Source organism: Pseudoalteromonas sp. AWH4_217, from assembly GCF_056161105.1.
Map to the genome: position 1 here is coordinate 71,630 of NZ_JBSWYM010000009.1, position 22,151 is coordinate 93,780.

Consider the following 22,151-nt stretch of genomic DNA (forward strand, 5'->3'; position numbering starts at 1 on the left):
CTTCCAGTCTGGACGCTTATTAGTACGTTTCAGACCGGTAAGTGGGTAAATTGTTGGGGGAGTTTACCACCGGCGGGTGTTTAGGGTCGAGTAGATACGGCCAGTTGGGCACGAACGCTTAACTGGCCCTGTAAAGGTGGCTGACCTTTAATGTTGACATGCCTTGACGGCATCGGCGATGAGTTCCATGCCGGAGTGCTCGCAAGTCGGCAAGGTTTCATCACAGTGCGCCAGTGGTGTTACGCGCTCGCCCCACTTAATGTAGCTCGCTGCCCAGGTAAGACCCGCGCCAAAGGCAGCTGACATAATGTTTGCATGAGGTTGAATTAGCCCTTGTTCAACGGCTTCACATAACGCGATGGCAATGGTCGCGGCTGAGGTATTACCATACTTATCGATATTCACCATGACTTTATCGTCTGCAATATCGAGCTTTTTCTGGATTGCCTGAATGATCCGCAGGTTAGCCTGATGCGGAACCAGCACGTCGATATCATCGAGCGACAAGTTTGCCTGAGCGAGTACATCGTCACATGCGACACTCATACCCGTTACGGCACGTTTAAAAATTTCACGTCCTTCGAACGCCAAGTCTGACGGGCCTGGCGGGTCATAGCGGCTCAGATCAGTCCCATAGTTGGCAATGTGCAAAATCCCTCGGTCTTCACTGTCACACCCGGTTTTCGTGCCAAGCAGGCCGCAAGGTTCATCGCTGGCCTCCAGGATGACTGCACCAGCGCCGTCACCAAATAACACTGCGCTGTCGCGTTTTGCCCAATTGACGTACCAGGTCATACGCTCGGCTGCAACGACAACCGCACGTTTGATCATGCCTGCCTGGATCTGTGCCGTGGCATTTTGCAATGCGTATAAAAAGCCAGAACAGGCTGCATTGGTATCACAGGCGGCCGCGCCGACTGCACCAATATTTTTCTGTACCAATGAGGCAGTATTAGCCACCATGGTTGAGGGAGTGCAAGTTGCAAGCAACACCAAGTCTATATCTGAGCCTTTTAAACCGGCGCAGGCCAAAGCCTGTTTACTGGCATAAGTAGCCAACTCTGCGGTGCTGACATGACTCACCCGGCGAGACTTAATGCCTGTGCGGGTGCTGATCCATTCGTCGTTAGTATCGACAATGTTACTTAATTCGTCATTACTGATAGAAGCGGGTGGGATTGCTTTTCCCCATCCTGTTATTTTTGCGTACTTCATTTTATCTCTTATTCAAATCCGACCAGTAGGCTAAAGCACAGTATATCGCAAACCACATTGTGTTACACACAATTATCCCTTGTCGAAATCAATGAATTGACTAGACTGATAAGAGGTGGCGTTAATTGTTTGGTTTATAATGCAAAAAATTAAATTTGATACGCTGGATATGCTTATTGGCCTGGAGCGGGAATTGCTGGATCCTGCCGTGCGAGAGAATCCTCAGCGACTAGCGACTTTGTTAGATGAGGATTTCTACGAAATTTCTGCCAATGGGTTGATGTTTAATAAGTCGCATGTGCTGGCGAGACTACCGCGTGAGAAAGTCCCGCAGTTTTATAATCAGGACTTTCAGGGACAAATGCTGGCCGAACATCTTGCACAGATCACTTATCATGCTGCCTATCGCAGAAATGCCTATTCTAATTTAAATTATTCAGTCAGAATGTCCATCTGGCGCAACAGGGCGTCTGGCTGGCAGCTGCTGTTCCATCAGGGAACACCATGCCCTGAGTTTAAGCTCAAATATGAATAACCCCGGCCAAAGCCGGAGCACAATAGAGGTGTGTATTGATTTACGTTGATAAACTGGTTGCAGTGTTGAATTATCCATTGTTTACTTTTGCTGAACGCTCATTTACGGCGGGTAAGTTGCTGTTGGTACCGGTCCTGCTGTTTATTGGGATATGGCTGACCCGATATTTCGTCAACAAGCTTACCAACCGACTCCGCACCGCAAATACCGATCCGAATATGGTGCACTTGGTGCAAAGGCTTTGTTACGTTCTTGCTATTGCTATCACAGTCATCACCATTTTGGATGTGATTAATGTGCCCATCACCGCGTTCGCATTTTTATCCGGCGCCATTGCCATCGGGTTTGGATTTGGAGCCCAAAACATCATCAATAACTTCATCAGTGGTTGGATCCTGATGTGGGAAAAGCCCATCCGTATTGGAGACTTCCTGGAGGTGGAAGGGACGAAAGGGATAGTAGAAAAAATCAATACCCGCTCAACCCGACTGCGCCGGGTGGATGGGGTGCATATGCTGATCCCAAACAGTAAGTTACTGGAAAATACCGTTACCAACTGGACGCTGGTCGACAAACTGATGAGAACGTCGGTACGGGTTGGCGTAGCTTATGGATCATCCGCAAAACAGGTTGCTGCTCTAATTGAGCAGGCGACGGAAGAGCAGCCAGAGGTGCTTGCGGACCCCAAACCTCAGGTGACGTTTGAAGACTTTGGAGATAATGCACTCATATTTGAAGTCAATTTCTGGCTTAACTCGACGGTTGAAGGTGGCCTTAGGCAAGCAAGAAGCAAAATACGATTTCGACTCGATGAGCTGTTTGCAGAGCATGATGTTGTTGTGGCGTTCCCGCAGCGCGATGTGCACATTGATGGACAGATAGCCATTGTCAGGCAGCAAAAGCGAGCGGGTTGACGTGACTTTGCGACATCGACGCTTTGAATGTGCCGGTACCTTTTTTTAATCTACAAGCCTGAGCTTTCATGTTAATTAACTTTTCACCTAATTCTGCGCTTGGCCAGTTGCTGTTATTGCGCTCTATTGCCATTGTACTGCAGTTGGTTCTGGTGCTGATTTCATTGTGGTTTCTGGACAAAAACCTGCCAGAGCAGCCTATTTTTACCGTCATCGCACTGGAGTCAGTTTTTCAGCTGGCCAGTATCTACGCTTACCGTAAAGCCAGTGAGGTTTCGCCCGGAGCGATGGTGATGCAGCTGGTGGCTGATATTTTATTTCTGACAGTATTGTTGTCCTTTCTCGGTGGAGCAAGCAACGCCTTTGTTTCCTTGCTACTCTTACCTTGCATTATTGCCGCGGTGACCGTGCCGCCGCGTTTTGTGGTGTTCATCTCCGCAGCCGCATTGATGGCGTATGGATACTTATATACGGTCGTGCCTATGCATCATCATGGCATGCATATGGGTCAGCACTTGCTTGGTATGCTGGTGAACTTTGTCTTTATGGTGATCGTGATAGTCACCGTAGTGACATTTCTTGCAAGTCGTATCCAGCAACGTGAGCTGGCGCTGGCCAAGAGCCGCGAGAAGCAACTCCAGCAGGAGCAGGTGTTAGCACTGGGGAGCGCCGCTGCGCAGGTGACTCATCAACTGGCTACACCCATTGCACATTTGAATTTATTGTTTGAAGAGCTAAGTGAAGATTATCCGCAGCACCCGGCTGTGCAGGAAATGCTTGCACCGCTTGCGCAGTGCAAAACACAGTTAGAGGGTTTCAGGGCTCAGACCGAGCTGCTAAAGCCCCATGCCCAGATTCACAGCCAGGGGTTTGAAGCGTTGTGGCAACAGCTTCATGAGCTGTTGACTTTACAGTTTCCTGAACAACGTATTTCCTGCCAGTTACCGCCTAAGCCATTTTCAGTCAATGGTGACCCTATGCTGATCCCGGCTTTGTTCAATTTGTTTGTAAATGCAGCAAAAGCAAATGAAAAGTGCTCGGCATCTAACCTTGAGGTGAGTGTTACCGTATCAGAGGATACAACAAGTACTACTCGTCTGTTCTGGTCTTTGTCGATCCGAGACTTTGGCCCAGGCATCGAAATGGATAAGCTAGCGCTTATTGGTAAGTCGGTGGTCGACAGTTCCTCAGGTTTGGGCATGGCGCTGTTGCTGTCGCATGCTACAATCGAGCGCCTTGGAGGAACCTTGCGTTTGTCTAACCATCAAACTCAGGGTGCCATATCTGTGGTGACCTTACCTGTTGTATAAATTATGAAGTTACTGATTATTGAGGACGATGTCCCTTTCGCTGCCACTTTATCACGTAGAATGACCAAGCTCGGGTTTGACTGTCAATGTGTACATGACGAGGTAAATATTGCTCGTCAGTGTCAGGCATTTTTACCAGACTATGTATTGTTGGATATGAAGTTAACCGCCAGCTCGGGGCTACAGCATATTGCGTTGATCCGGGAAATTGTCCCAAAAGCTAAAATTGTTCTATTGACTGGTTTTGCTAGTATTGCAACTGCAGTTGAGGCGATTAAACTGGGGGCTGATGAATATCTGACTAAGCCCGCAGACACCCAGTTAATTGCCAAAACTTTGTTGGGAACGCAAGTGCCATTCAGTGATTCGGTTGATACCACCATGTCACCTGAGCGACTTGAATGGGAACATATACAACAGACATTGAAGGCCAATGAAGGCAATATCTCAGAAACCGCCAGGCAACTAAACATGCACCGACGTACCTTGCAAAGAAAACTTCAGAAACGCCCGGTACTTAAATAATCCATGCATAGCCCAGTTTGCTCTTCTAATGGTTATTAACTAAATTGAAATTAGTGAAATAATCGAGGTAAGTGCTGTGACTGTGTTTGATGTAGATGTGGTTGCCGTAGTCATTGCGGCAATCTCCTCTTTTGCGTTGGGAGGAATATGGTACTCACCGCTGTTGTTTCATAAGTCCTGGTTAGAAGGGGCAGGGCTGACGGAGTTAGACATACAAAATGCGGATCACAAACTGATATTCAGTGGCGCGATGTTTTTGTCCATTCTGGCTGCATTCCTAATGGCGGCACTGTTGGGTAAGAGTCCTGCGATTCTGGATGGTGTACTACTTGGTTTAGCGGTGGGGGTGTGCTTTGTTGCCAGTACACTTGGCACCAGTTACCTGTTCGAACAACGCCCCCTAAAACTGTTTCTGATTAACGCGGGGTATCACACCGCTCAGTTTTGTCTGATCGGTTTTGTGCTTGGTATTTTGAGTTAACGGTCTGCATTACTTGAATGTCCGGCTTGATGCATCTTCACCGGATATGACCAAGCAATTACACACCTTATTGGCTTACCTTAAAACGCGGACATTTATCCTGTGTTCTGTAAGGCATGCACCCTATCATAGTAAGGTTTGTGCTGTTTCAAAGACTGAAAATCACCCTACCCATGGATCCGGGCCAGCGTGTTTGGGTGAGCCTATTTTATATGGACAAAAACATGATAGATATATTGTTTGATATCATTGGTATGACGGGCACTTTCCTGGTGGTTGGTGCGTTCTTTTTGCTGCAGTTGGACAAAGTGCGTCCCGATGGCATAAAGTACAACATGATGAACCTAAGTGGTGCCATTTTGCTGCTTATCAGTCTTTGCTATAACTTCAACTTAGCAAGTTTTGTGATCGAATTATTCTGGATCGCTGCGTCTTTAATCGGTCTGTACAAGTACTTTAAAAAACGCAGGCTTGCGGTCGCCTAAAGTCAGGTTAGGGGCAGTGCATTTGGATATGTGCTGCTTCTTACCCTCCGTGAAAATAAGCTACTCTAATATTTGTTAAGTATGCAATAAAATTTCATATTTAACTATCCTTCCTCGCGCTTTTTTACTAACCTTATTTCAATAACCCTCTAAAAAATCACAAAAAACTTGCGAACTGTCCCTGTCTGCGTAATATTAAAATTGAGATACAAAGTCACTGTTTGATTTTTGTGTTACGTGGCAACTGTTTATGTGTGAATGCGTCGTTGAGCGAATGAGTATGAAAAAGAACCTGTTACCTTTGAGTATAGCTTTGCTCAGTTTTTCACTTTGTGCTCACGAGGAAGCTCTATTTGAGCTGACGTTTGAGGAGTTGATGGATGTAACCGTTGAGCTAGCCAGTAAAACCTCCGAAACGGCACAGTCAGTGCCTTCCAGTGTCACGTTATTTTCCCGGCAGCAAATTTCCTTGCTCGGCATTCGCAACGTTTATGAATTAATGAACTTCGTCCCGGGTTTCCAGTCCACCCGGGGTGACTGGGTTGGGAGTGTGCCGAAAGAGCACGCCAGGGGCGTGTTTCTGGACAACGGCAACATCCTGATCATGTTAAACGGCCAACGTCTGAATGATGCCTCCTTTGGTAAAGCATCAGTGTACGCGCCATTTATACCTGTAGAAGTCGTTGAAAAAGTCGAGTTTATTCGCGGCCCCGGCTCGGCACTTTATGGCAGCAATGCTTTTTTAGGTGTCATGAATATTGTGACACGTCAGTCAGACCGTCAGGTCCAGTTTGGTATTGGTTTGCACCAGAGCAAACAAGCGTCGCTCAGTTACAGTGATGGCCAAGGCACTGAAAACGCGTTTTATGCCAATGTAAGTGCTTATGAAACGGCCGGCGAAACCTATGATATTCAACAGGCACGCGACCCTCAGTCAAATGTTTTTTTAGAGCTTGGCGGAAAGTGGGGAGCGTTCAGTGCTTCACTTCATCTGAACAGAACAAGGTTGGATGAGTTTATGAATCTGGCAAGTTACAGTCAGGAAAATTTTCATACAAGTCGTAATATAGGCGCAAAACTTACCCATCAGACCTCGTTGTCAGATTCCTTAGAAAGTGACCTGACACTGAGCTTTATTCAACATGATATTGATAGTGCAGGTCTTATTGCCACAGCTGAAGAGTTAGGCTTGCAACAGGATTTCTTTAATGGGCCTAAATGGCAGTCTGAAGACCTAACTCTAAACTGGGATTTGGCCTACCAACATAATAAAGATTTGATGGTACATTGGGGGCTTGAATATTCATTGGAAGAGCAATCTGAGGCCGGTACCTACACGTCACATTATGACCCTGACAGCGGGCAAATTATTCTGGAGGATGACTACTATCTAGGTGGCATTCGGCCTTTGAATGAGTTTGCTGCATTTGACAGCCTGAAGCAGGACTTTGATTCTTATGCTGCCTATCTGCAACTGAGATACCAAGTGAATGAGCGGCTCACTGTATTCACTGGTTTACGGTTTGATGAGTTTATAGACATAGACAATAAGCTATCGCCACGCATCGCTACCATTTACCAGGTTAATCCGCATCATGTATTAAAACTCCAATATGGAGAGTCTTTTCGTATACCGGTTAGCAATGAATTGAACTCAAACGATGACATTACCCGAGGGAACCCGCAACTCAAGTCTGAAAACATCGAGACCACGGAACTGGTCTGGCATATGGATTATGCACGTTGGCAAGTGGACTTGGTCTTGTTTGAGAACCAACTGGATGACTTTATCAGCCTTGAACCAGTAGATGCGGTGCAAAGTCGTTTTACTTTTAGTAACTCTTACTCTACGACGATGCAGGGGCTAGAAGCCAGTGCATCTTTTGAACTCAGTGAGTCTAGCTGGTTCAAGCTTAACTATACCCAGCATTTCGACGACCCATTTAGCGCCAGCTATAAACGTTTTGGTTCGTGGCAACTGAATCACCAGTTTGGCCGCTTTCAGGTGGGTCTCAATGGTATCTGGCGAGCCCAGGTTAAAGTCTTCCCAGTCTTAGTTCCTGATGATCCGGACTTTCAGCATTATGAGCAAAAAGCACACTGGTTGATTGGAGGTACGCTTACCTGGCATATTGCATCGAATAAACAGCTCAGGCTGAAAGCGCAAAATCTCTTTGATGAGAAGACCAATGCATTCGACCCTCGAGTATTTGATGGGCGTGTACCTCAGCGGGGTCAGCAGCTGTTGTTGCAATATGCTCACTCATTTTAAGCCGTCACCGCCAGTTCCACTCATACACATCTAGCTTAATACCCGGGCGATTGAGTGGATTTAAGAAAAGCATCTATCAGCCATCACTAAATATTAATTTTTAAAAGAAAATCTTTATTGGTCTATGCAGCATTCAGGACCGTTCTTATAATAAAGACACTCAATTCTCTCTTGTTACAGTTAAAAATGAAACCACTTATCTTTGTGATGTTAGTACTTCTGAGTGCTTGCTCATCTGCCCCTCAGATGCCTACCATAATCAGCGAGTTGCCAAAGGTAACCTACAAGGGCAGAGGCGCAGCTGCCGGACCTATGCTGGTTGGCGCTATGGGACCTGTTGGTATAGCCGTTGGGGTCGCAATCGACGAGGGCATAGCAAAAGAGATTGGTTCAGCGCTGAAAGAATCGCAGGCGCAAGGGGGAATGGAAGTGGCTGATGTCATTGCTGAGCAAATCCCTGAAACTGAATCGGTACAAGTACTTTCTCTGGATTTCAAAGCGCAGCGAGGCAATGATGATTTTGCTTTGGCAACGGTTGACTTGCTCCTTCGTTCAAAAGAGGAAAAATGGCAATTATGTTTGCAAACTAACCCGGGGGATTTGTCGGCACTAAAGGAAACGTCACTTAGCTGGTCTCTTATCGCAGAGTCAATCTTAGCTAATCGCTTATGTGAGCCAAGTCAGGACTAATGTCAATTGTCACCGAAAATGTTGTGTTGTTATAATGTATCAATGGTGATTGTTCAAATTTGAAACCAAGATTATAGAATTTAATATTACAACAATTGTAACACTATCCTTACATGTTCCGTTTGGGTTAGGGCGCTGTATGGTTGAAAATTATGTATAAGCAAATGTAAATAAAGCTAATGTTTGTAGAACGTCGACTGTAAACATAAAAACAACCAAAAGTTAATAAAAGTTTATTTTTATAGCTTTCTAACTAGTCTTCATGTTGCGCACTCGTTAATTGGGTGCTTGGTGTGTGGTTGTAAAACAGCCACCCGCTTAACAAAACAACAAGTAATCATGGAGCAAATTAAGTGAAACTATCAAAAATAGCTTTAGCAACCGTAGCTGGTCTGGTGCTGACTTCGGGCGCAGCAAATGCTGCTCAGAAGCGCTTCCTCAACACACATAATACCATTTCTTCAATGCTTGAATCTGCCGGGCCGGCGGTTTTGTCTGCACAGCCGGAACAGCTGGTTGGCCTGAGTGCCGACAACACGCTGGTTGAGTTGAAATCATATCCCCATGCCAGTGGCGCAGTGACCAAACGCTATCAGCAAATGTACAAAGGCCTGCCAGTGATAGGCGATACGGTCAGCCTGACTTATGACAGCGCAGGTGCACTTAAACGTGCACATGGCGCGGCTGTGTATGAGATTGCAGCTGATCTGAGCTCAGTCACACCAAAAATGTCAATGCAGATGATGAAAAGTCAGCTAGAGAAGCAATTTGCGGTGCAACAAAGTAACAACGAAGTGGCACTGGCTAAGTACAATGAAACCAACCGTCTAGGGATCTGGCTTGATGAACAATCAACCGCCAGGCTGGTATATGAAGTGACCTATGTGACTTATGGTAAGTCGCCTTCACGCCCATACAAAATTATTGATGCCAATAGCGGTGAGCTGCTGATGGAGTTTGATAATATTCAGCATGCCAATGCGACAGGCCCGGGTGGCAACCAAAAAACGGGTCGTTATCAGTACGGCACAGATTATGGCCATCTCGATGTCTCTCAGTCAGGTAATACCTGCACAATGAACAACGCCAACGTAAAGACCATTAACCTCAATCATGGTAGCAGTGGTTCAACGGCACACAGCTTCACTTGCCCTGAGAACACAGTTAAAGAAATTAATGGTGCCTATTCTCCTTTGAATGATGCACATTACTTTGGCAATGTTGTTTTCAATATGTATAACGACTGGCTGGGTACTGCGCCATTAACCTTCCAGCTTAAAATGCGTGTTCATTACGGTAATAACTATGAAAATGCGTTCTGGGATGGCAGTGCAATGACATTTGGTGATGGACTGAATCGCTTCTACCCTTTGGTCAGTCTGGATGTGTCTGCGCACGAAGTCAGCCATGGTTTCACCGAGCAAAATTCAGGACTGGTTTATCGCTATAAATCAGGTGGCCTGAATGAGGCTTTTTCTGACATGGCAGGTGAAGCCGCTGAGTTTTATATGAAAGGCAGCAATGACTGGATGGTTGGAGAGGAGATCTTTAAATCTACCGGTGCGCTGCGCTATATGGACGATCCGACTAAAGACGGTAACTCTATAGGCCACCAGTCAGACTATACCTCCAGTATGGACGTACACCACAGCTCGGGTGTGTTTAATAAGGCGTTTTATACGCTGGCAAACAAAGCTGGCTGGGACACCAAAAAAGCATTCATTGTTATGGCAAAAGCAAATCAGCTCTACTGGACTGCGAGTACTGATTGGGACACTGCCGGTAATGGTGTAATGGATGCGGCCTGCGATCTTGGCTACAACCATGATGACGTCAAAGATGCGTTAGCGATTGTGGGTGTCACTTCACAGCTGAGCCCTGGCAGCTCTTGCGGTACAACTGAGCCACCACAGGATGAGCTATTGACCAATGGGGTTGCCCGTACCGGGATCAGTGGCGCATCTAAAGCTCAAAGCTTCTTCCGTCTGGAAGTGCCTGCTGATGCCACCAATCTTTCCTTTGTTACCACTGGTGGTTCAGGCGATGCAGATCTGTACGTTAAATTCGGTAGTCGGCCTTCATTGCAAACATTCGATTGTAAGAGCACGTCATCAAGCAGCAACGAAACCTGTAATATCAGTGCGGTTCAGGCTGGTACTTATTACGTGATGGTCGAAGCCTGGAATGCAATCTCGGGTGTTTCACTCACAGGCTCCTACACTAGTGGCGGGTCTGGTACGCCGCCGATTGACCGTACCGAGACGAATGTCAACGTAGGTTCAGGACAGTGGACGAGATTCACTCAAGAACTGGCCGCTGGCTACTCTAACCTTACTGTCACGATCAACGGGGGCAGTGGTGATGCAGATTTATATGTGAGATACGGCAGTGAATCGACCTTGTCTACCTATGATTGTCGGCCGTACCGCAATGGCAACACCGAAAGCTGTACCTTTGACAACCCTCAAGCTGGCACCTGGCACATTGATTTGCGTGGCTACTCAGCTGCGAGTGATGTCACGGTGAATATTAAAGCTAACTAGTCGCAGAAGAGGGGAGCATATTGCTCCCTTTTTTAATGTTCATTAATCTATTTCACAAAGAGGTGTTGCGATGACAACTCAACGATCCGTTCGTATCCTGAGCCTGGTTTTGGCTGCGAACTTTACACTCTTATCTCAGGGCGCTGCGTTTGCAAATATGCCGTCTGACGCAGAGAACCCCTGGATAACCATAGACACAATGGCAGGCCAGCATTATCAATTACAAAACCTGCTGACAGGCAGGCACATCGAAGCAGAAGCCAGTACCGTACCTGGTATTAGTATCGCTCAGATCAATGATATTGAGCACGGCGAGCTGAGTCATTTTATGCATGAAAACTATCACCGTTGTGGCGGATTTGTCGCACATGCTTCCAAATATGAAGCCCAGCAGTATCTTGCCGACCTGCAAGGCGCGCTCAATAGCCAGCCATTGCAGGCCTACACGATTGATAATCCGGCGATGGTAAATGCCATGATAGCTGAGGTGAGCACGTCGAGTTTGGACAGCACAGTCACCAATCTGACCTCGTTTCACAATCGCTATTACACCCAGCAAACGGGCGTCGACGCTGCGCAATGGATAAAGCAGAACTGGCAGACGATTGCGCAGTCACGCAGCGATATTAGTGTTGATTATTATACGCACAGCTGGTCACAGTCATCTGTTGTGGCAACGATTAGTGGTGCTGAAAATGCAAACGAAATTGTGATTATTGGTGGTCACCTGGACTCAATCAATCAGTCCAGCCCTTCGGCAGGTCGAGCACCGGGCGCCGACGATAATGCATCTGGTATTGCAGTGTTAACTGAAGCACTTAAAGCGCTTGTCGCTTCTGGCTATAAGCCCCAAAGGACTATTCAAATCATGGGCTTTGCCGCGGAAGAAGTAGGCTTAAGGGGCTCCAAAGCGATTGCACAGGACTATAAGTCTCAGGGAAAAAATGTGGTTGGCATGGTGCAGTTTGATATGACCGGAAATAATGGTAGCAGCCAGGACATTGTCATGATGACGGACTATACCAACAGCGGCCAGAATCAGTTTTTGGCGCAGCTGCTTGACGCTTATTTACCAACCTTAAGCTACGGCTACGATCAGTGTGGATATGGATGTTCAGATCATGCCTCCTGGTTTGCGCAAGGGTTTGCAGCGTCAATGCCATTTGAGTCACGTATGTCAGAGCTAAACCGCAAGATACACACAATCAATGATACGGCTTTTGACGCCACCCATGCGAGCAAGTTTGCCAAACTGGCCGTGGCCTATTTGGCTGAAATGGGTAAGAATGCTGGTGATTTACCCCCTCCGGATCCAGGTAAACTACAAAATGGTGTGCCAAAAACGGGGATCAGTGGCGCCGCTAAGTCTCAGCACGACTTTTCACTTGAGGTGCCAGCTGGCAGCAGTAACCTGGTGTTTAAAACTTCAGGTGGTTCCGGCGACGCCGACCTCTACGTGAAATATGGTTCAAAGCCGACACTGCAAAGCTTTGACTGCAAGAGCACAACCTCCAGCAGCAATGAAACTTGCAGCATGAGTTCGGCTAACGAAGGCACCTATTATGTGATGGTGGAAGCCTGGAACGAAATACAAAATGTCACGCTTGTTGGTGAATATCAGCAAGGGGGCAGTACGCCGACACCTATTAATCGTACAGAGCGTAATTTGTCCGTTGGGCAAGGCCAGTGGATCAACTATACGCAGCAATTGGGCAGTGGATATCAATCTCTGACTGTGACCTTGTCCGGCGGGGTGGGGGATGGCGATTTGTATGTCAAATTTGGCTCGCAGGTGGGTGACAATAGTTATGATTGTCGACCCTACAAAAACGGCAATTCAGAAACCTGTACGTTTAATACGCCAAATACAGGTACCTGGTACATTGGGGTTAGGGGTTATCAAAGTGCCAGCGGCATGACGTTGTCGATATCGGCACAATAAAGCGATTTTCCATACTCTGTACTTATTTTACTGGCATAATAGACACCGAGTGTTAAATCCAGGTAAAAAATATAAAGAATGGATAATTTAAAAAAATCAAAACTCTGGACCGATCGGCTGTGTCTGCTGCTCGGTCCCGCTTTTATGTTGCTGACCTGTTTTACAGCCCCGCCTGAGGGGATGAGTGTCGAAGCATGGCGTACAGCCGGACTGGCTGTTTGGCTGGGAATATGGTGGGTGAGTGAAGTGGTACCAATTCCTGCTACTTCTCTGGTACCGCTGATCGTAGTGCCGTTGGCGGGTATTAATGACATTAAGTCTGCTTCTGGTTTGTATGCACACCCCCTTATATTCTTGTTTCTGGGTGGATTTTTGATTTCGATTGCCATGGAAAGGTGGCAGTTACATAAACGAATCGCACTGCATACTATGTTGCGAAGCGGTAATAACCCCAAAATGCAAATTCTGGCGATGATGTTGGTGAGTGGCTTTTTATCTATGTGGATCAATAACACAGCCACTACACTTATGATGTTGCCCATTGCACTGTCTGTTATACATGTTTTAAAGGATAATCAGTCTCAGGACAATAATTATGGTATTGCACTGTTACTGGCCATTGCCTATAGCGCGAGTCTGGGTGGCGTGGGTACTATAATAGGCACGGCACCCAATGCATTGATGGTTGCTTACCTGTGGGAAAACTATCAGATTAAGATTGGCTTCGCGCAGTGGATGGTTATGGCGGTACCTTTCACATTTGGAATGATCTTGCTTTGCTGGTTGTGGTTGACCCGTTTTGCATTCAAAGTTCAAAATAGCAACAAGGACACCGATTTGACTCAGATATTCACCAAACAACTCGGTGAACTGGGACGTATGAGTCTGGCAGAGAAAAACGTGCTATTGGTATTTATCTTTGCGGCCGTGAGCTGGATCACCCGACCTTATCTGGCCAGTTTGACGGGCCTGGATATCACGGATACCGGTATTGCTATGGCTGCTGCGTTACTGCTATTTGTATTACCGGCAAAAGGCGGCAGCGACACGCGTCTGATGGACTGGCAGGCGGCGCAACAGGTTCCCTGGGGAATATTATTGCTATTTGGGGGCGGGTTAACGCTGGCGTCTCAAATCAAAGGCTCCGGGTTGGCGGAATATATTGCCAATATGTTGGCGGGCGCGAGTGCCATTCCTCTAATCCTTGGGGTGCTGGCGGTGGCTGCTCTGATTACCTTTTTAACCGAACTGACCAGCAATACGGCGACGGCGGCAGGCTTTTTACCTCTGCTTGGTCCTGTTGCTGAACAAGTTGCTGGTACCCCGCTAATTTGGGTGATTCCTGCTGCGATGGCAGCAAGCTGCGCGTTTATGATGCCAGTGGCAACTCCGCCTAATGCCATTGTGTTTGGCTCAGGGGAAATCAAGATTCGCGATATGATCAAGGCTGGATTTGTTATGAACCTGTTCGCGATTGTGGTCATCACAACGCTTACTATGGTGGTAGGCAGCAGAGTATTCGGCTACTAAGGAATCCCAAAGAACAGAGAGCTTAAAAGACAAGCCGCTATGGCGGCTTGTTTTTGGGCTTGATTAGATGACGCGCGATTAATCTTCAGTGATCTGCGACCCTGCGATATAAGTTCCAGCCTGAATTTTATGATAAATACTGTCGGCGATTTCCTGGGCATCTTCTCGTTGTGAGCGAGACATGCTCTTTTCATCAAGTCTGCGACTTGTCGCCGCCGGGCGGTAACCGTTATATTCTGCCAGTGTGTTCCAAATGTATGAACGTTGTATGTTTTTCTCGCCACCAAGGCCCTGATAGTAAAGCAGGGCAAGATTAAACATCGCCAGGGTATAGTTGTTCGCGGCAGCCCGTTCATACCAGAATTTTGCCTCGTTGTAGTCCTGTGTGACACCATCCCCATTGGCATGCATGACGCCAAGATTAAACTGTGCCGCGGGCATATTCTTTCTGGCCGCGGCATTAAACAGATCAACCGCTTTTTGTTTATCAAGTTTAACGCCCTGGCCCTGGTCGTACATTACAGCCAGTGAAAACATGGCATCGGCACTGCCAAGTTTTACAGCTTGTTGCATAAGTTCAGCGGCTTTTCGTGGGTTTCTGGGCACCCCGTATCCGCCTTCATACATTTTAGCTAACTCGTATATGCCAGGCGCAAACCCCATATCAGCCAGGTATCTGAACTCTTTGAGTGCAACATCAAATTGCCCGGCATTTGCCGCCGCTATGCCTTCCTCCAGCCCTGCCTTCGCAGCTGGGGCGGCCGCAAGCAAACCCGTAAGGGCCAGTGCGTAAGTAAGTTTATGCCACATGTGCGTTCTCCTTAATAACCTATGTTTTAAGTCACCAAACATAATACCAAATTAGCGCAAATAGATAGCCTGCTGACCTAACTAAATCAGACACTATTTGCCGCTATGGACATCCCAACATTGAACAATGCCTCACAATCGGTTCGATAGCTTTGTGCAACCTGACTACAACCGCTACATTTCATAATAACGATTTAGCAAATCGCCTGGCAGCAAATGCTGAGTATAGCAGTCTGGAGCTGAAACTGTTTTAGCGAGTGGTGGTACAAAGGAGCTAGTATAAGCGATTGAGGCATAATAAAAAAAGCCCTTTCGGGCTTTTCTGATACATATCAACCGTCACTGATATGAGCAATGTAGCAAGTAAATGAGTACGTTTACCAATGCTTCCTGTGAAAAAGGCATTGGCAGATCAACGTTTAATGAAGCCCTGAACGGAGAGTAAAGGTGTCTCGAGGTTCATTGAGAATGATTATCACTAATCTTTTTCAATAAGTCAATTGCAAATGATAACTAATTGCAATAGGTGCTTTTTATAACTTTTCGCGTCTGGGTGTCATCAAAGTATCTTTTCTTTTTCGTTTTATAGTCAGTATATTGAGATGAATGAAATTTGTTCAGGGAGCATGTTATGCAACAGCAATATACAGAATTGAAACGAAATGTCAGTCTTCTTGGTGAGTTACTGGGTACCACTATCGCTCACTCACAGGGGGCTGAGGTACTTGAAAAAGTTGAATTGATCCGACACCTGGCAAAGTCATCTCGCAGCGGTGATGTGCAGGCTAGAGAGACGCTGATAGAGACACTGCAATCTTTGCCTGATGAAGAACTATTACCCGTATGTCGCGCGTTTAGTCACTTCCTGAATCTTGCCAATGTTGCCGAACAGCAGCATACGATTTCAGACGCCGGTTGTCCTCAAGGGCCTTTTGATACATTGCAAACAACCTTGTCTGAGGTGACTGCGAAAGTAGCCAAAGGAGATACCGATCTTCAGACCGTGACCAGTGTTATAGAGAACTTGTCTATTGAATTGGTTTTAACTGCACACCCGACCGAAGTGACACGCCGTACTTTGATCAGTAAGCACGTTGAGCTCAGTGAGTGTTTATCAGAGCTGGCTGACTGTCAGGATAGCAGCTTATGTCGTAATGAAGTGATTTCTCGAATTGAACAACTGATCTGCCAGGCCTGGCACACTAATGAAATCAGAAACAAACGTCCGACCCCGCTTGAAGAAGCAAAATGGGGTTTTGCGGTCATTGAGAACAGCTTATGGGACGCCGTACCCAAGTTTACGCGGACCTTAACTCACCTGGCCGAAGGGCAACTCGGTATGAGTTTGCCTGAGGATTATGCCCCTGTAAGCTTGGCTTCGTGGATGGGAGGAGACAGAGATGGCAACCCCAACGTCACCGCAGAAGTCACTCAAAGTGTCCTCGACCACGGCCGTTGGATGGCGTTGGACTTGTACTACCTAGATCTGGATGTACTGAGTTCAGAATTATCAATGGCACCTGCAAATGAGGAGTTAAGAAAACTGACGGCAGACCATGCAGAGCCATATCGGGCGTTACTGAAGCAGTTGAAAGCTGATGTGAACGAAACAATATTGGCGCTGGAACATAAGATTAAATCGCTGCCCAGCTCACATCAGGACAAAATCCGTTCGACGGAGCAGCTTATGGCGCCGCTCGCAGTTTGTTATCGTTCTTTGACAGAGTGCGGTATGGAAGTGGTCGCAAATGGTATGTTGCTGGACGTGATGCACAGGCTCAGGTGCTTTGGGGTTCAGCTATGTAAACTGGATATTCGTCAGGATTCAGGAAGGCATTGTGACGTATTGTCTGAGGTGACGCGTTATCTGGGGATAGGAGATTATGCACAATGGTCGGAGCAGGACAAGCAGGCCTTTCTGCTTTCAGAGCTTTCTTCTCGACGTCCCTTGTTGCCTAAACACTGGCAGCCCAGTGAGGAGGTTCAGGAAGTGCTGGACACCTTCGCGGTGATAGCTAAGCAGGATAGAGCAGCGCTGGGTATTTACATTATTTCGATGGCCAGAGAAGCGTCAGATGTGTTGGCTGTGGAATTATTGCTTCAAGAAAGTGGCTGCCCGTTCAAACTGCCTGTGGCACCACTTTTCGAGACTCTGGATGACCTCAATCATGCACAGGAAGTGATGCAGCAACTGTTCGACTCGAGCTGGTACAAAGGGCATGTAGGACAGCAGCAGTACGTAATGATCGGCTATTCTGACTCTGCTAAAGATGCTGGCATGATGGCGGCGGGCTGGGCACAGTATCTGGCTATGGAGCAGCTTATTGATGTGGGAGAGAAATACCAGGTTGAGATGCATTTGTTTCACGGTCGGGGTGGCACAATAGGGCGTGGCGGCGCACCTGCTGCGCAGGCGTTACGTTCTCAGCCGCCGGGATCACTGAGTCATGGTTTGAGAGTGACAGAGCAAGGTGAAATGATCCGCTTTAAGTTTGGTCTTACTCCGGTCGCAATCCAAAGTCTGTCACTCTATGCCAGCGCCATTATTGAGAACAATTTGTATCCACCTCCGCAGCCCAAGTCGGATTGGCGCGATGCGATGGCGCTGCTGAGTGAACAGTCTTGCAACCAGTATCGCGACTTTGTCCGTGGTAATGCAGATTTTGTGTCTTATTTCAGAGCCGCAACACCCGAAATAGAGCTGGCAAAGTTGCCCTTGGGCTCGCGCCCTGCAAAACGTAAACCGCAGGGGGGCATAGAGAGCCTGCGCGCCATCCCCTGGATATTCGCCTGGAGTCAAAATCGTCTTATGCTGCCTGCTTGGCTTGGTGCCCTGGCTGGGATACAAAGTGTAGTGAAGGAGCATGGAGAGTCACTACTGGGTGAGATGAGTGAGCAATGGCCGTTTTTCAGAACGCGATTGGAGATGCTGGAAATGGTATTTTGTAAAACCGACTTATGGTTAAGCGAATATTATGATGCCCGACTAGTGCCCGCACCGCTTCAGCCTTTAGGTAAGTTACTTCGCAGTGAATTGAAAGAAGCCACGCAGTTTATCGAAAAGTATGCGCCCAAGGGCTCGTTACTATCAGCGCAGCCCTGGATCCGTGAGTCCATAGCGCTTCGTAACCCCTACACGGATCCGCTTAATGTATTACAGGTGGAGTTACTTAAACGTACCAGAGATAAGGCTAACCCAGAACTGGACAGCGCACTGATGATCACTATGATGGGCATTGCAGCAGGGATAAGAAATACGGGTTAATTTTTATTGATGCAATAATGATTACATTCTGCAATAACAAAAACCAATCCTATAGGGTTGGTTTTTTAATTTTATCTAGTTTTTTATGGTTGTTTTGTTGACATCAATTCGTATTTAACTAGAATGCCCTGCTACCTTGTAAACGTACTTAACGCTAGTTTAAGCAATAGTCAGAGGCTGCAATGTCAACGCTTTCAACCAGTATTACCTATGATGAAACGACAACCTTAATCATGATGACCCTGAGAGGCAAAGCTGGGGTGGATGATGTTGTTAATGCTTACAAAGCGGCAAATAGTTATGCCTCAAAGCACCAAAGCAGTAAACTATTGGTGGATGTTTCTGAGCTTGAGCACAGGTTCGCTGCAATCGATGTTGTCAACGTCATGCCTAAGGTGGCGCATCATGTTAAAAACATGAAAATCGCCAGAGTGGTCGGTATTGAGGGATTTATGCACGATTTGTTCTTACAGAAAGTGCAGCGTTTTGGTATTAATGCAGAAAATTTTGAGTGCTTCAAAAGTGCGAAGGAATGGTTGAGTAAAAGCTAATTCGAGCGTAAACTGGTCTGCCATGAAACAAGCGCAAATAAGCGCTGCTCAGGCATTAGTCTGAGCGAATAATAATGATATATGGTAGACACTGACAACAAGTTAAATCCTTCCGTACTGGAAGTGTGCAAATCCGCCAATGGAGTACTAACTCCCGATATTCAAAACCACATCAAGTCCCTTCTCGGATGCGATAACACGCAATTAGGGCAAGCCCTGTTACCTTACGCTGCGAGCTTTGCTCAGGCGCCTATTTCATCTTTTCTTGTTGGCGCCGTTGCTTATGACAAATACACTGAGTGCTATTTCTTGGGGGCCAACCTTGAGTTTTCACACCAAGCGCTCTCTTTGGTTGTTCACGCTGAACAGGCCGCGATTAATAATGCCTGGCTAAATGGTGCTAAGGAAATCACTCGAATAGACATTACGGCTGCGCCATGCGGGTATTGTCGCCAGTTTATGAATGAGCTGAAAAATGCAAAACAGCTTAAAATCACCTTACCAACAGGAGAAACGACGTTGTCACAATTGCTTCCCGGTGATTTTGGCCCTACGGATCTGGGTAATCAGGAAGCGCTGTTTGGCAGTACATCAATCGATATACAGAACCATGATGGTCTGTCCGGTGAGTTAATCAGACATTTAAGTCAAGTCTATGCGCCTTATACAAAAAATGTGGCAGCGGCTGAGTTGGTGACGACGAACGGTAAGCGATTTTATGGGCGTTATATAGAAAATGCAGCGTACAGTCCAAGTTTATCGCCAATGCAGAGTGCACTTAGTCAGTTGGCAATGAGTGGTGAAATACTGGCAGAGGCAAAGCTGGAGCGAGCCACTTTGGTAGAAACCAAAGGAAGAGAAAACCAAAGGGCAGTAACAGAGGCCGTGATAAGCAGTTTTAACGACGCGCTAGAACTGCAGTATCATGTAATCGAAATAAAGTAGGCAGATGCCTACTTTGTTTTTTCTAGTACGATTTCGGCTGCTTTGATAACAACAGCAACCGCGTTTTTCTCTACCAGTTTATGGTCAACATTTGGGATCTCCTGGCGTGTACGATTTACCAGTACGCCGGCTACACAGGCTGCTTTTAGTCCCAAAGCGGCACACATGGTAAAGAGCGTCGCTGACTCCATTTCATAGTTCATTACATTGAGCTTTTGCCACTCTTCACACGAGCCCTGGAACGCCTTTGGAACGTATCCGGAGAAGGTATCATAGCGTTCCTGACCCGGATAGAATGTATCACTCGAAGCAGTGATACCAGTATGATAGGTCACACCCAGCTGTTCACAGGCTTCAACCATGGCTGACGTGCTGTGGAAATCAGACACTGCAGGGTAGGCAAGTGGTGCAAAATGTTGACTGGCACCATCAAGGCGTACAGAGGCGGTGCTAACCAGAATATCACCTTCATTGATATGCGGCTGAATAGCGCCAGTGGTACCTATGCGTAAAAAGGTATTGATGCCAAGTTGGGCGAGTTCTTCAACCGCAATTGACGTTGATGGTCCACCGATACCAGTCGAGCAAATCACAATAGATTGGCCGTTAATATCGCCAAGATATACGTGAAATTCGCGTGTCTGAGCCAAACATTTGGGATTGTCCAGTTGTTCCGCGATCCGCTCTGAACGTTTTGGGTCGCCAGGAACGATAGCCAGTGTTGCACCGTTTAGATCTGCTTTCGAAAGACCCAGGTGAAATACCTTTTCCATAAATAAACCTTGTGTAGTTCTAAAGCCCAATGGTCAATTTTACCTGCAATTAAGTACAGGACGAATGTCCTTATCCTGGCCTTTGAGCGTTACAATTGTGTCGTTTAGTGACATCACCCTATGAGCCCGGGGTTATACATATATTTCACGTTTAACCTTAGATGAAACAAAGAGTTGTTTATCCTGCTTTGACATAGGGCATCTGCATTCCTGTGCCAACCTGTAAACAAAGCGCTAATTGAAATTAACCGAATGCTTGCAACATTGTCGACTGTCTTCTAAACCTTAATAAGGAGAAAGCAAATGGGGAATACCTACTATGCCTGCAACACAATCGATAGACAAGCACAACGAGTTTGCCCGCTGTTTTGAAAGCAACAAGCTAAGCCCATTTGTGGCGTTTCATTGGCTCGCACTTGCCTTTAAAGACATTGCCCGAGCACCTTTGCTCAGTTTAATTTACGGACTGGTTTTTACAACAATTCCTGCCGCTATTATGTGGCTTGCGTTTGAAGTAGAAACACACCTTGTGATTTTGCCTGCGGCTGTTGCATTTGCGTTGATAGGTCCTGCATTTGCCGCCGGGCTGTATGATGTCGCCTGGGAGCTTGAAAAAGGCCATAAGCCAACTCTGAGTCATAGCCTTAAAAGTATGTTCAGAAACCCGGCCGGAGAATGGGGCTTTGCGATTCTACTTATGGTCATTATGATCGTCTGGATGCGTCTTGCTGCATTGATCCACGCATTATACCCAAATGTGCCAAACCCCAACTTTGAGCAGCTTTCGGCCTTTCTGGGACTGGGGACTCTGGTAGGTGGTATTCTCGTGGTGACGGTGTTTGCGATTTCGGCGTTTACACCGCAAATAATGATGGAACGACGTGTAGATATAATGACGGCGGTAGTGTCATCCATTCATGCTGTGAGGTCTAATGCCGCGGCGATGATAGTGTGGGGCGCAACTATAGGTGTATTGGTGATAGTGGGCTTCCTGACTGGTACGGCTGGCTTTATCGTCATTATGCCGCTGCTGGCCTATGCAAGTTGGCACGGATACATTGCGACAATCAAAACCAAAAAACCAAGAAAATACGAATAAGCAAACACTTAGCCTGCATATTCAACCGCTCTGGCTGCTATCAACGATGTCAGAGCGGTTGACTTATCTCTCAGCCATGTTATACCGACTCCAGTACAATTTATATAATCGTTTTAAAGTCCACTTGATATCCGTAACTAATTGAAAAATAAAGGATGGCCTGGTTCTTTTGTGAAAGGTTCTTGACGCCTTTCACTAACCGAGCATACAGACTCTGTTAATTTGACAATTATTCTTTGAGTAACGGTGTGGCATGTTTATGCAGT

General features: G+C 46.8%; 18 protein-coding genes. 15 read left to right on the forward strand and 3 right to left on the reverse strand.

Annotated elements, in window-relative coordinates; genetic code table 11:
* Window positions 1–147 precede the first annotated feature (147 nt).
* The gene (locus ACXAH1_RS12715) at window positions 148–1,215 is read right to left on the reverse strand and encodes a beta-ketoacyl-ACP synthase 3 (RefSeq protein WP_475197183.1); all 1,068 of its coding nucleotides are present in this window, start codon (window positions 1,213–1,215) and stop codon (window positions 148–150) included.
* A gap of 139 nt (window positions 1,216–1,354) precedes the next feature.
* Between ACXAH1_RS12715 and ACXAH1_RS12720 the strand changes: the two genes are divergently transcribed.
* The 11 genes from ACXAH1_RS12720 to ACXAH1_RS12770 all read left to right on the forward strand — a co-directional run bounded on the left by ACXAH1_RS12720 (window position 1,355) and on the right by ACXAH1_RS12770 (window position 14,442).
* A complete protein-coding gene (locus tag ACXAH1_RS12720) occupies window positions 1,355–1,750 on the forward strand; it encodes a nuclear transport factor 2 family protein (RefSeq protein WP_475197185.1) in 396 nt (131 codons plus the stop codon).
* Between the two features lie 35 nt (window positions 1,751–1,785).
* Window positions 1,786–2,664 carry a mechanosensitive ion channel family protein gene (locus tag ACXAH1_RS12725; RefSeq protein WP_475197187.1) on the forward strand — a complete coding sequence of 293 codons (879 nt, stop codon included), beginning with the start codon at window positions 1,786–1,788 and terminating at the stop codon, window positions 2,662–2,664.
* 68 nt (window positions 2,665–2,732) lie between these two features.
* Entirely contained in the window at window positions 2,733–3,974 is a 1,242-nt protein-coding gene (locus ACXAH1_RS12730; RefSeq protein ID WP_475197188.1) for a sensor histidine kinase, read from the forward strand.
* 3 nt (window positions 3,975–3,977) lie between these two features.
* Window positions 3,978–4,499, forward strand: a complete 522-nt coding sequence (locus ACXAH1_RS12735; RefSeq protein ID WP_475197189.1) for a response regulator transcription factor — start codon at window positions 3,978–3,980, stop codon at window positions 4,497–4,499.
* 76 nt (window positions 4,500–4,575) lie between these two features.
* Window positions 4,576–4,980, forward strand: a complete 405-nt coding sequence (locus ACXAH1_RS12740) for a DUF1761 domain-containing protein (protein WP_253049862.1) — start codon at window positions 4,576–4,578, stop codon at window positions 4,978–4,980.
* 224 nt (window positions 4,981–5,204) lie between these two features.
* On the forward strand, window positions 5,205–5,465 hold the full coding sequence (locus ACXAH1_RS12745) for a CBU_0592 family membrane protein (protein WP_054016744.1): 261 nt from the start codon (window positions 5,205–5,207) through the stop codon (window positions 5,463–5,465).
* Window positions 5,466–5,745: 280 nt separating this feature from the next.
* The gene (locus ACXAH1_RS12750; protein ID WP_475197191.1) at window positions 5,746–7,737 is read left to right on the forward strand and encodes a TonB-dependent receptor plug domain-containing protein; all 1,992 of its coding nucleotides are present in this window, start codon (window positions 5,746–5,748) and stop codon (window positions 7,735–7,737) included.
* Between the two features lie 186 nt (window positions 7,738–7,923).
* Entirely contained in the window at window positions 7,924–8,427 is a 504-nt protein-coding gene (locus ACXAH1_RS12755; protein WP_475197192.1) for a hypothetical protein, read from the forward strand.
* Between the two features lie 353 nt (window positions 8,428–8,780).
* A complete protein-coding gene (locus ACXAH1_RS12760; protein WP_475197193.1) occupies window positions 8,781–10,970 on the forward strand; it encodes a M4 family metallopeptidase in 2,190 nt (729 codons plus the stop codon).
* Window positions 10,971–11,040: 70 nt separating this feature from the next.
* Complete coding sequence (locus tag ACXAH1_RS12765; RefSeq protein WP_475197194.1) at window positions 11,041–12,912, forward strand: M28 family metallopeptidase; 1,872 nt, start codon at window positions 11,041–11,043, stop codon at window positions 12,910–12,912.
* 78 nt (window positions 12,913–12,990) lie between these two features.
* On the forward strand, window positions 12,991–14,442 hold the full coding sequence (locus ACXAH1_RS12770; protein ID WP_475197196.1) for an SLC13 family permease: 1,452 nt from the start codon (window positions 12,991–12,993) through the stop codon (window positions 14,440–14,442).
* Window positions 14,443–14,520: 78 nt separating this feature from the next.
* Here the strand turns inward: ACXAH1_RS12770 and ACXAH1_RS12775 are convergent, their stop codons facing one another.
* Window positions 14,521–15,252: a tetratricopeptide repeat protein gene (locus ACXAH1_RS12775; RefSeq protein WP_253049872.1), complete on the reverse strand. Its 732-nt coding sequence runs from the start codon at window positions 15,250–15,252 to the stop codon at window positions 14,521–14,523.
* A 631-nt stretch (window positions 15,253–15,883) separates the two neighbouring features.
* On the opposite strand from ACXAH1_RS12775, the gene ppc reads away from it, so the two are divergent.
* From ppc to cdd, 3 genes are all read left to right on the forward strand, one after another.
* Entirely contained in the window at window positions 15,884–18,517 is a 2,634-nt protein-coding gene (gene ppc / locus ACXAH1_RS12780) for a phosphoenolpyruvate carboxylase (RefSeq protein WP_475197197.1), read from the forward strand.
* Between the two features lie 182 nt (window positions 18,518–18,699).
* Window positions 18,700–19,068 (forward strand): hypothetical protein, encoded by a 369-nt coding sequence (locus ACXAH1_RS12785; protein WP_138551973.1) that lies wholly within the window; start codon window positions 18,700–18,702, stop codon window positions 19,066–19,068.
* An 81-nt stretch (window positions 19,069–19,149) separates the two neighbouring features.
* A complete protein-coding gene (gene cdd, locus ACXAH1_RS12790; RefSeq protein ID WP_253049876.1) occupies window positions 19,150–20,013 on the forward strand; it encodes a cytidine deaminase in 864 nt (287 codons plus the stop codon).
* A gap of 8 nt (window positions 20,014–20,021) precedes the next feature.
* Here cdd and udp read toward each other — a convergent pair whose 3' ends face one another.
* The gene (gene udp, locus ACXAH1_RS12795) at window positions 20,022–20,786 is read right to left on the reverse strand and encodes a uridine phosphorylase (protein WP_253049878.1); all 765 of its coding nucleotides are present in this window, start codon (window positions 20,784–20,786) and stop codon (window positions 20,022–20,024) included.
* 319 nt (window positions 20,787–21,105) lie between these two features.
* Between udp and ACXAH1_RS12800 the strand changes: the two genes are divergently transcribed.
* Complete coding sequence (locus tag ACXAH1_RS12800; RefSeq protein ID WP_054016715.1) at window positions 21,106–21,885, forward strand: DUF2189 domain-containing protein; 780 nt, start codon at window positions 21,106–21,108, stop codon at window positions 21,883–21,885.
* Window positions 21,886–22,151 lie beyond the last annotated feature (266 nt).